General features: G+C 73.1%; 9 protein-coding genes and 1 rRNA gene. 8 read left to right on the forward strand and 2 right to left on the reverse strand.

Annotated elements, in window-relative coordinates:
- Window positions 1-94: 94 nt before the first annotated feature.
- The 3 genes from ACZ4W9_RS16630 to ilvD all read left to right on the forward strand — a co-directional run bounded on the left by ACZ4W9_RS16630 (window position 95) and on the right by ilvD (window position 3534).
- A complete protein-coding gene (locus ACZ4W9_RS16630; RefSeq protein WP_467936190.1) occupies window positions 95-922 on the forward strand; it encodes a sugar phosphate isomerase/epimerase family protein in 828 nt (275 codons plus the stop codon).
- Entirely contained in the window at window positions 919-1560 is a 642-nt protein-coding gene (locus tag ACZ4W9_RS16635; RefSeq protein WP_467936192.1) for a TetR/AcrR family transcriptional regulator, read from the forward strand. Before ACZ4W9_RS16630 ends, ACZ4W9_RS16635 begins: the two co-directional genes overlap by 4 nt.
- 120 nt (window positions 1561-1680) lie before the next feature.
- Window positions 1681-3534 carry a dihydroxy-acid dehydratase gene (ilvD, locus tag ACZ4W9_RS16640; protein WP_467936194.1) on the forward strand — a complete coding sequence of 618 codons (1854 nt, stop codon included), beginning with the start codon at window positions 1681-1683 and terminating at the stop codon, window positions 3532-3534.
- Between the two features lie 100 nt (window positions 3535-3634).
- On the opposite strand, the gene ACZ4W9_RS16645 is transcribed toward ilvD, so the two are convergent.
- Complete coding sequence (locus ACZ4W9_RS16645; protein ID WP_467936196.1) at window positions 3635-5812, reverse strand: serine/threonine-protein kinase; 2178 nt, start codon at window positions 5810-5812, stop codon at window positions 3635-3637.
- Window positions 5813-5974: 162 nt separating this feature from the next.
- Between ACZ4W9_RS16645 and ACZ4W9_RS16650 the strand changes: the two genes are divergently transcribed.
- From ACZ4W9_RS16650 to proC, 4 genes are all read left to right on the forward strand, one after another.
- The gene (locus tag ACZ4W9_RS16650) at window positions 5975-6298 is read left to right on the forward strand and encodes an SH3 domain-containing protein (RefSeq protein ID WP_467936198.1); all 324 of its coding nucleotides are present in this window, start codon (window positions 5975-5977) and stop codon (window positions 6296-6298) included.
- A 64-nt stretch (window positions 6299-6362) separates the two neighbouring features.
- Window positions 6363-6887 (forward strand): EamA/RhaT family transporter, encoded by a 525-nt coding sequence (locus ACZ4W9_RS16655; protein ID WP_467936200.1) that lies wholly within the window; start codon window positions 6363-6365, stop codon window positions 6885-6887.
- Between the two features lie 148 nt (window positions 6888-7035).
- Complete coding sequence (locus tag ACZ4W9_RS16660) at window positions 7036-7830, forward strand: class I SAM-dependent methyltransferase (RefSeq protein ID WP_467936202.1); 795 nt, start codon at window positions 7036-7038, stop codon at window positions 7828-7830.
- Window positions 7831-7895: 65 nt separating this feature from the next.
- Window positions 7896-8708, forward strand: a complete 813-nt coding sequence (proC, locus tag ACZ4W9_RS16665) for a pyrroline-5-carboxylate reductase (protein ID WP_467936204.1) — start codon at window positions 7896-7898, stop codon at window positions 8706-8708.
- Window positions 8709-8764: 56 nt separating this feature from the next.
- Here the strand turns inward: proC and trpS are convergent, their stop codons facing one another.
- Window positions 8765-9790, reverse strand: a complete 1026-nt coding sequence (gene trpS, locus ACZ4W9_RS16670) for a tryptophan--tRNA ligase (protein WP_467936206.1) — start codon at window positions 9788-9790, stop codon at window positions 8765-8767.
- An 829-nt stretch (window positions 9791-10619) separates the two neighbouring features.
- Between trpS and ACZ4W9_RS16675 the strand changes: the two genes are divergently transcribed.
- A 16S ribosomal RNA gene (locus tag ACZ4W9_RS16675) occupies window positions 10620-10692 on the forward strand; the annotation flags it as partial.

Below are 10692 nucleotides of genomic sequence, written 5' to 3' on the forward strand. Positions count from 1 at the left end.
CTCCCGGGCCCGCGGGGCACCGCGTCCGCGGCGCCCGAATGGCAAACCTCACAACGGATAATCGGCACCCGGCACCCGCCCCGCCCGACGCCGTATGGTGACGGACGTGGCTGAACCAACGGACGTGCGCATCGCGCTCTCGACCGCCTCCGTCTACCCGGAGTCCACGGCGACCGCCTTCGAGATCGCCGCGCGCCTCGGTTACGACGGCGTCGAGGTCATGGTGTGGACCGACCCGGTGAGCCAGGACATCGAGGCGCTGCGCCGGCTGTCGGACTATCACGGCGTTCCCGTCCTGGCCGTCCACGCCCCCTGCCTGCTGATCACCCAGCGGGTGTGGACCACCGACCCCTGGACGAAGCTGCGCCGGGCGCGGGCGGCGGCGGAGAAGCTCGGGGCCTCCACCGTCGTCGTCCACCCGCCGTTCCGCTGGCAGCGGCAGTACGCCCGGGGCTTCGTCGAGGGCATCTGGCGGATGGCGGACGAGACGGACGTACGGTTCGCCGTCGAGAACATGTACCCCTGGCGCTACCGCGACCGCGAGATGCTCGCCTACGCCCCCGACTGGGACGTCACCCACGACGACTACCGGCACTTCACGATCGACCTCAGCCACACGGCGACGGCCCGCACCGACGCCCTGGACATGGTCGACCGCATGGGCGACCGGCTCGGGCACGTCCACCTCGCCGACGGCCGGGGCTCGGCCAAGGACGAGCACCTGGTGCCCGGCCGCGGCACCCAGCCCTGCGCCGAGCTGCTGGAGCGCCTCGTGCGCACCGGGTTCGACGGCCACGTGGTGATCGAGGTCAACACCCGGCGCGCGATGTCCGGCGCCGAGCGCGAGGCCGACCTCGCCGAGGCGCTGGCCTTCACCCGCGCCCACCTGAGCACGGCGGCCGTACGGGTGCCCCGGCGATGACCCCGTCCCGCGCCCCGGCGGCGGACGGCGGCACCCCCGGCCCCCCCGCCCGGCGCCGTGGCCGCCCCCCGCGCACCGAGTCCGCCGGCACCCGGGACCGGATCCTCGCCGTCGCCCGCGAGGAGTTCTCCGCGCGCGGGTACGAGAAGACGTCCGTGCGCGGCATCGCCAAGGCCGCCGGTGTGGACTCGGCGCTGGTCCACCACTACTTCGGCACCAAGGAGCAGGTCTTCGAGGCGGCCGTCGCGGTCGCCTTCGCCCCCGCCCTGAGCGCGCCGGACGCGATCGCCGAGGGCCCGGCGGACGGGATCGGCGAGCGGCTGACCCGGTTCGTGTTCGGCGTCTGGGAGGACCCCGCCACGCGTCCCCCGCTGCTGGCGATCGTGCGCTCGGCCGTCGACAACGACACGGCCGCCGCCGTCTTCCGCCGCCTGGTCGCCACCCAGCTGATGCGCCGCATCGCCGCCCAGCTGGAGCTGCCGGACGCCGAGCTGCGCGCCGAGCTGGCCGCCGCCCAGCTGGTCGGCTGCGCCATGCTGCGGTACGTGATCAGGCTCGAACCGCTGGCGTCGGCGGACCTGGAGCGGATCATCGCCCGCGTCGCCCCCGTCGTGCAGGGGCACCTGACCGCCCCGTGAGAGGCCGTCCGGTGGCGCCCGGTGAAACAGGCGTCCCGGGATTCGGACACCTTGTCCCGCCAGCTGGATGACCGGCGTACGCTCGACAGCAGGCACACCCGTCTGAAGGAGCGAGCGACGATGCCCCAGCTGAGGTCCCGCACAGTCACCCACGGCCGCAACATGGCGGGCGCCCGCGCCCTTATGCGCGCCTCCGGTGTACCCGGTGCGGACATCGGCCGGAAGCCGATCATCGCCGTCGCCAACTCCTTCACCGAGTTCGTGCCCGGCCACACCCACCTCCAGCCGGTCGGCCGGATCGTCAGCGAGGCGATCAGGGAGGCCGGCGGCATCCCGCGCGAGTTCAACACCATCGCGGTGGACGACGGCATCGCCATGGGCCACGGCGGCATGCTGTACTCCCTGCCCTCGCGCGACCTGATCGCGGACTCGGTCGAGTACATGGTCGAGGCCCACTGCGCCGACGCCCTGATCTGCATCTCCAACTGCGACAAGATCACCCCGGGCATGCTGATGGCGGCCCTGCGCCTGAACATCCCGACGGTGTTCGTCTCCGGCGGCCCCATGGAGTCCGGCCGCGCCACCCTGGTGGACGGCACGGTCCGCACGCTCGACCTGGTCGACGCGATCTCCGACGCCGTCAACGACAAGATCTCCGACGAGGACATCCTCCGCATCGAGGAGAACGCCTGCCCGACCTGCGGCAGCTGTTCCGGCATGTTCACCGCCAACTCGATGAACTGCCTGACCGAGGCCATCGGCCTGTCCCTGCCCGGCAACGGCTCGGTCCTCGCCACCCACACCGCCCGCCGCGCCCTGTACGAGAACGCGGCCCGCACGGTCATGGACATCACCCGCCGCTACTACGACCAGGACGACGACACCGTCCTGCCCCGCAACATCGCCACCTTCCAGGCCTTCGAGAACGCCATGGCCCTGGACATCGCGATGGGCGGCTCCACCAACACGATCCTGCACCTTCTGGCCGCCGCGCAGGAGGCGGGCGTCCCGTTCGGCCTGGACGAGATCGACGCCGTCTCGCGCCGCGTGCCCTGCCTGGCGAAGGTCGCCCCGAACGTCGCCAAGGACCGCACGTACTACATGGAGGACGTGCACCGCGCCGGCGGCATCCCGGCCCTGCTGGGCGAGCTGCACCGCGCCGGCCTGCTCAACGAGGACGTGCACGCCGTGCACAGCCCGTCCCTGGCCGACTGGCTGAAGACCTGGGACGTCCGCGGCGGCTCGCCCTCGCCCGAGGCGGTCGAGCTGTGGCACGCGGCCCCCGGCTGCGTCCGCTCCGCCGAGGCCTTCTCCCAGTCCGAGCGCTGGGAGGCCCTGGACGAGGACGCCGAGAACGGCTGCATCCGCTCCGCCGAGCACGCCTACTCCAAGGACGGCGGCCTGGCGGTGCTGCGCGGCAACCTCGCGGTCGACGGCTGCGTGGTCAAGACGGCCGGCGTGGACGAGTCGATCTGGACCTTCGAGGGCCCGGCGGTCGTCTGCGAGTCCCAGGAGGAGGCCGTCCAGCGGATCCTCACCCAGGAGGTCAAGGACGGCGACGTCGTCGTCATCCGCTACGAGGGCCCCAAAGGCGGCCCCGGCATGCAGGAGATGCTGTACCCGACCTCGTACCTGAAGGGCCGCGGCCTCGGCAAGACCTGCGCCCTGATCACCGACGGCCGCTTCTCCGGCGGCACCTCGGGCCTGTCCATCGGCCACGCCTCCCCCGAGGCGGCCTCCGGCGGCACCATCGCCCTGGTCCGCGACGGCGACCGCATCCGCATCGACATCCCGAACCGCACGATCGAGCTGCTGGTCGACGACGCCGAACTGGCCCGCCGCGAGCAGGCCCTGAACGGCGTCTACGCCCCGAAGAACCGCGACCGCAAGGTCTCCGCCGCCCTGCGCGCCTACGCGGCGATGGCCACGAGCGCCGACAAGGGCGCGGTGCGCGACGTGTCCCGCCTGGGCTGACCGGCCACGGACAGGGGCCGCCCTCCGGACGGGGGCGGCCCCTTCGCCGTACCCGGCCGCCCGGCCCGGCAGGCCGGCGGCGGGCGGCCGGAAGCCCGGCTCACCACGCTCCCGGCGAGCGGCCGTCCACGGTGAACACGGTGCCGTCGGGCGCGGTCGCGCAGATTCGGGTGCCGACCGGCACCGGGGCGGGCGGGGTGCTCATGACCCGCGCCGAGTCGGTGCCGAGCCGCGCGGGTGTCTGCCCGACCAGCCGCCCCCCGCGGGCGTCGACGGCGAGCAGCCGGCCGTCGCTCGCGGTCAGGTACACCCGCTCGCCCCGCGCGACCGGCAGCGAACCCCGGCTCACCGACGTCTCCAGGTGCCACAGCCGCCGGCCCGCCGCCACGTCCACGGCGTCCAGGGAGCCCCCGGTGGCCAGGACGTAGACGACGTTCCCGCGCACGGTGGCGTGCGCGCCGTCGAGCACGGTGGGCAGCGCGACCCGCCGGGCCGCACCCGTCGCGGGGGAATAGCGGACCACCTCCCGGGCGCCGTACCCGTGGTCGAAGGCCAGGAGGAACACCGACCCGTCGGCCCCCGCGGCGACCGGCTTCAGCCAGCCGCGCAGACGGACGTCCCACCGCACCCGGCCGCTCACCGGATCCACGGCGGTCACCCGGGTGTGCGTGCCGTCGGCGGACGTACGGGTCGCGTAGGCCGACGAGTCGCCGGGGAACGCGTCGAAGAACGGCACGCCCTGACCGGGAACCGTGCCCTGCCAGCGGGTGCGGCCCGTCGCGCCGTCCACGCCGGTGACCGTGCCGCCGGCCCCGACGAGCAGGGCGGTGTCCCCGGCGTAGCGCACCGTCGTCCCGGCGGGCAGCCCGCGCCGCCACACCTCCTCGCCCGTGTCCGGGTCGAGTCCCGCGAGCCGGGCGCCGCCGTCCGTGTACGGCTGCACCAGCCCGCCGGAGACGACCGGCGGGCCGCTCGTGGTCCGGGTGCCGGTCCCGTGCCGCCACAGCAGCCGGCCGTCGGCCGGGGAGAGCGCGAAGACGACGCCCGGCCGCGCGCAGAGCAGCTTCCCCGCGCCGTACGAGCACTGCGGCATGCCCGCGCCGCCGACCGCCGGCCGGGCCGTCCAGCCCCCGGAAGCCGCCGTCAGGGCGGGCGCGTCCCCGCCCCGGCCGGCCTGATCGTTTCGCCCCGCCCCCCACACCGCGACGAGTCCGCCCACCAGCGCCAGCCCGAGCACGCCCGCCGCCAGCGCGACCATCCGCCGCCCGGGCCGCGCGGCACCGCCCGGTGCCGGCTCCGGCACGGACGCCGCCGCCCGCCCGCGCCCCACGCGCCACACCCGGCGCCGGCCGGGACCCGCGGAGGCCGGAGCCGAGGCGGGCTCCGGCGCCGGCGTCCCCGGCTCCTCACCCGTCCGCTGCGCCGGTATGAACGCCTGGGTGTCGTACGAGGCCGCCACCGACCGCAGCTCCCGCATCAGCTCGTCCGGGGTGGGCCGGTCGGCGGGCTCCTTGGCCAGGCACCTGCGCACCAGCGACGCGAGCCCCACCGGCACCCCGGTCAGATCGGGCTCGTCGTGGACGACCTGGTAGGCGACGACGTAGGGACTGTCGGAGTCGAACGGGCCGCGCCCGGTGGCCGCGTGCACCATCACCGAACCCAGCGCGAAGACGTCGGCGGCCGGACCGACCTCCCGGGGCCGGCGGAACTGCTCGGGCGCCATGAACGGCGGGGTGCCGATCAGCTTGCCCGTCTCGGTGCGCAGCTCGCTGTCCTTCGGCCGGGAGATGCCGAAGTCGATGACCTTCGGACCGTCCTCGGCGAGCAGCACGTTGCCGGGCTTCAGATCCCGGTGCACCACGCCGACCCGGTGGATGTCGCGCAGCGCCTCGGCGAGCCCCGCCATCAGCCGCCGCAACTGCTCCGGAGTCATGGGCCCGCTCCGCTTGACGTGCTCGGAGAGGGTCGGCCCGGGAATGTACAGGGTGGCCATCCAGGGCCGGTCGGCCTCCGGATCGGCGTCGACGACGGGCGCGGTGAAGGCACCGCTGACCCGGCGCGCGGCGGCCACCTCCTGCCGGAAACGCCCCCTGAACTCCGGGTCCCGGGCGAATTCGGCGTGCACGACCTTCACCGCGAGCTTCATCCCCGAGGTGCTCCGGGCGAGATGGACGACGCCCATGCCACCCGATCCCAGACAGGACTCCAGCTGGTAGTGGCCGGCGTATTCCGGAAGTTCCGCTTCCGCGTCCGTTCCGGCGTTGCGCTGTGGCGCCATGGACCACCCCCGTGCTGTTCGTCCGTGCGCGCGACGCACGGAGCCTAGTCGATGACTCGTACGGGACAGAGGCGGCTTGCTAGCGTCTGCGTCCGAGTCGCGCGCACATGTCCCGCGACGGCTCGCACCGCAGAGGGAAAGCGACGGGGGAGGACCACTTTCATGTCTGTCGACACACCAGAGGCCGGAAGCGTGGACGAAGGCCGCGACGGCCTGACGGCCCAGGCGGCGGCGGCCGTACGCACCTACGCCGTGGCGCCCGGCGTCCGGCTGAACGTCCGCAGCGGCCCGGGCACCCAGTACAACCTGATCCGCCAGCTCCCCGAGGGCGTCCGGGTGCCGATCTACTGCCAGGCACCCGGCACCACGGTCTCCGGCACCTACGGCACGACCAACATCTGGGACCTCATCGACAACGGCGAGTACGTCTCCGACGCCTACGTCCACACCGGCAGCGACGGCTACATCGCCCCCCGCTGCGGCTGACCCGCCGCGGACCACGGCCGGCCCCGGCCCGCAGCCCTTGTACGGCCGGGGCCATAATCGTGCCGTGAGCGACGAAACCGGCACCCCGGACAGCCCGGCGGGCTCCACCGGCGACGCGGCGCGGGACGACGGCCCCCGCCCCGAGCCCCTGCGCTTCTTCGGCACGTCCTGGGTCGACCACGACAACGGCTACGCGGCCCGCCGCGCCGGTGTCGCCGCCGGCTCCCTCGCCGCGGCCGCGGCCGCCTGCCTGGTGCTCCGCCTCGCCTTCCAGGGCATCCGGATCGCCGACACCGGCCCCTTCGTGACCGTGCTGATCGTGGTGATGTTCGCGATCTGCAGCGCGTTCGCCTTCCGCAACACCTGGGAGGGGTTCGGCAAGCGGCACGACCCGCAGCGCCAGGCGTCCCTGCGCGGCATGCTCGCCATCGGCTTCGTCGGCTCCCTCCTCGCCTACTTCGTCCGCTCCCTCATCGAGGCACCGGGCGAGAAACTGCACCGCGAGGAGTACGCACGGGCCCGCGAGGCCCACGCCCGCCGCACCACCCGCCGCACCGGCGACCCGTCCCGCAAGAAGCGCCGCCGCTGAGCCCCGCCGGGTCCGGGACACCCGGCCACGATGCCCACCCCGGCGGAACGGACCCCCGGCACGGCAGCCGGCCGGACGCCCACGGGACCGCCCGCCCCGGCCCGCGCCGGGTTCCCCGCGCTCACCGTGATGCCGTAGACCTGATCCCATGACAGCCGTCCCCCCGCCCTCCCCCTCCGCCGACCCGCACGCCGCCCGGGCCGGGTCCTTCAACGCCGTCGCCGCCCAGTACGCCGCGAACCGCCCCTCCTACCCGCCCGCCCTCCTCGACGCCGTCGGGGAACTGGCCGGCCGCCCCCTGTCCGGCGCCCGGACCGTGGACGTCGGCGCCGGCACCGGGATCGCCAGCGCCCTGCTGCACGCCCGCGGCGCCGACGTCCTCGCCGTCGAGCCCGGCGCGGGCATGGCCGCCGAGTTCCGCCGCGCGCTGCCGCACCTCCCGCTCGTCCGGGGCGACGGCAACGCCCTGCCCGTCGCCGACGCCACCGCCGACCTCCTCACCTACGCCCAGTCCTGGCACTGGACCGACCCGGCGCGCTCGGTCCCGGAGGCGCTGCGCGTGCTGCGGCCGGGCGGCGCGCTCGCCCTGTGGTGGAACACCAACGCCCTCGACGTCGACTGGATGGCCGACGCCGCCGGCCGGGCCGCACGCTTCCTCGGCATCGACGTCGCCGCCGAGCAGCGCAAGGCAGGCGAACGCGTCGAGCGCGCCGACCCCAGCGGACGCCTGGACTTCACCCGCCGCACGCTCCGCTGGAGCCGCCGCGTCCCGATCGACACCCACCTCGCCAACGTCGCCACCCACTCCGCCCTCCTCGTCACCCCCGAGGAGCGCACGGCCGCCTTCCTGGAACAGGAGCGCGCCCACCTGCTGGAGGTCTTCCCGGACGGCGTCGTGGAGGAGACCTACGACGTCCTCCTCATCGTCGCCCGCACCCCCTGACCCGCCCCGTTCCGCCCACCGGACAACCGGCCCGCACACCGCACCCCGGTGCCAGACTGATCCGCATGAGCCAGAAAGTCGCAGTCCTCGGCACCGGCAAGATCGGCGAAGCCCTGCTCAGCGGAATGCTCCGGGCCGGCTGGGCCCCCACCGACCTCCTGGTCACCGCCCGCCGGCCCGAACGCGCCGAAGAACTCCGCGCCCGTTACGGCGTCGACCCGGTCACCAACACCGAGGCCGCCAAGACCGCCGACACCCTGATCCTCACGGTCAAGCCGCAGGACATGGGCACCCTCCTGGACGAACTCGCCCCGCACCTGTCCGCCGACCGCCTGGTCATCAGCGGAGCCGCCGGCATCCCCACCTCCTTCTTCGAGGAGCGGCTGGCCCCGGGCACCCCCGTCGTCCGGGTCATGACCAACACCCCCGCCCTCGTCGACGAGGCCATGTCGGTCATCTCCGCCGGCAGCCACGCCACCGAGCGGCACCTCGCGCACGCCGAGGAGATCTTCGGCGGCGTCGGCAAGACCCTGCGCGTCCCCGAGAGCCAGCAGGACGCCTGCACCGCGCTGTCCGGCTCCGGCCCGGCCTACTTCTTCTACCTGGTCGAAGCCATGACCGACGCCGGAATCCTGCTCGGCCTGCCTCGCGACAAGGCCCACGAACTGATCGTCCAGTCCGCGATCGGCGCCGCCGTGATGCTCCGCGACAGCGGGGAGCACCCCGTCAAGCTCCGGGAGAACGTCACCTCCCCCGCGGGCACCACGATCAACGCCATCCGCGAGCTGGAGAACCACGGCGTGCGCGCGGCCCTCATCGCCGCCCTCGAAGCCGCCCGCGACCGCAGCCGCCAGCTCGCCTCCGGCAAGAAGGACTGACCGGCCCGGACCCCGCGGGCGGCGGCCCACCGCACCGCCCGCGGGCCGGTGACCGGCTACCGAGCCGTGCACGGCGAGGGCTGCGCCACGGGCGGCAGCAGCCCGATCGCCCGGTGGGCCGCGTCGACCGTCGGCCGGGCCAGCGCCCGCGCCTTCTCCGCGCCCTCGCGCAGCACCCCCTCCACATACGCCGGATCGGCGCACAGCTCCCGGTGCCGCTCCCGCACCGGCCGCAGCACCTCCACCACGGCCTCCGCGGTGTCCTTCTTCAACGCGCCGTACGAGTCGTACCCGTCCGCCAGCGATTCGGGGCGCCCGCCCGTGCACGCGGCGAGGATGTCCAGCAGATTCGCGAGGCCCGGTCGCTCCGCGCGGTCGTAGACGACCTCCCGCCCGCTGTCCGTCACGGCCCGCAGCACCTTCTTGCGCACCACGTCCGGCTCGTCCAGCAGATAGACGACCCCGGTCCCCGACTCGTCCGACTTCCCCATCTTCCGCGTCGGGTCCTGGAGGTTCATCACCCGCGCCGCCACCGGCGGCAGCGTCGTCCGGGGCACCACGAACGTGTGCCCGTAACGCTGGTTGAACCGCACCGCCAGGTCCCGGGTCAGCTCCACGTGCTGCGCCTGGTCCTCGCCGACCGGCACCTCGTCCGCGCCGTACGCCAGGATGTCCGCGGCCATCAGCACCGGGTACGTCAGCAGCGACAGCCGCAGGCCGCCACCGCGCTCCCGCTGCTTGGCGGACTTCTCCTTGTACTGGATCATCCGCCGCATCTCGCCGTCGGTCGCCACGCACTCCAGCAGGTACGACAGCCGTGTGTGCTCGTCGACATGGCTCTGCAGGAACAGGGTGCACACCTCGGGATCGAGCCCGGCCGCCAGCAGCAGCGTCGCCGTCTGCCGGCTGAGCCTGCGCAGCCGCGCCGGGTCGTGCTCCACGGTCAGCGCGTGCAGGTCCACCACGCAGAACAGCGAGTCCGCCCGGTGCTGGTCCACCTCGGCCCAGCGGCGCATGGCCCCCAGGTAGTTCCCCAGGGTCAGATGTCCGGTCGGCTGGATCCCGCTGAAAACCCGGGTCATGTCCACTCCTTCTTCAGGTCGGGACCGCCGCCCCTGCGGCCGGCCCCCTCGGACCCGGAGGGAGAGACGAGAACGGCCGCCGAAGCGGCGGCCGTCGAGTGCATACGTGAGTACGGCCGCCGTCAGGCGGCCCACCAGAGCTGGGTGCACGTACGCGTCATCACGCCGTCCACAGTACGCCTCGGGGGTGCTGCCCGGCAGTGAGTTGACACGCCCCTCGCCGATCCGTACTGTTCTCCGAGTTGTCCGACGTGAGCGCCGACTCCGGTCGGTCCCCGGACAGCCATTCCGCAAGCACCACCCACTTCATCGACGCTCCGGCGTCGCTGCATTGGCGTGCGTATTTGCGAAATGAGGAATCCGCGTTCGAAAGGACGCCGGTCCCCGATTAGCTCGGGAGCCAGGAATCCGCTAAAGTCTCACTCGTCGGAACGGCCCAACAGCCGGGAAGGCAAACCCCGCTGACCGGGGATCAGACGCCGAAAGGATCTGATAGAGTCGGAACCGCCGGAAAGGGAAACGCGAGAGCGGAAACCTGGAAAGCACCGAGGAAATCGGATCGAGAAAAGATCTGATAGAGTCGGAAACGCAAGACCGAAGGGAAGCGCCCGGAGGAAAGCCCGAGAGGGTGAGTACAAAGGAAGCGACCGTTCCTTGAGAACTCAACAGCGTGCCAAAAGTCAACGCCAGATATGTTGATACCCCGTCTCCGGTCATCACGACCGGGACGAGGTTCCTTTGAAAAAACACAGCGAGGACGCTGTGTGCGAGAGGACTATTCCTCCTCTCGCACCGCTCTCGTGGTGTTCATCCCGATTACGGGAAAACATTCACGGAGAGTTTGATCCTGGCTCAGGACGAACGCTGGCGGCGTGCTTAACACATGCAAGTCGAACGATGAA

Source organism: Streptomyces sp. NPDC029296 (genome assembly GCF_055569255.1).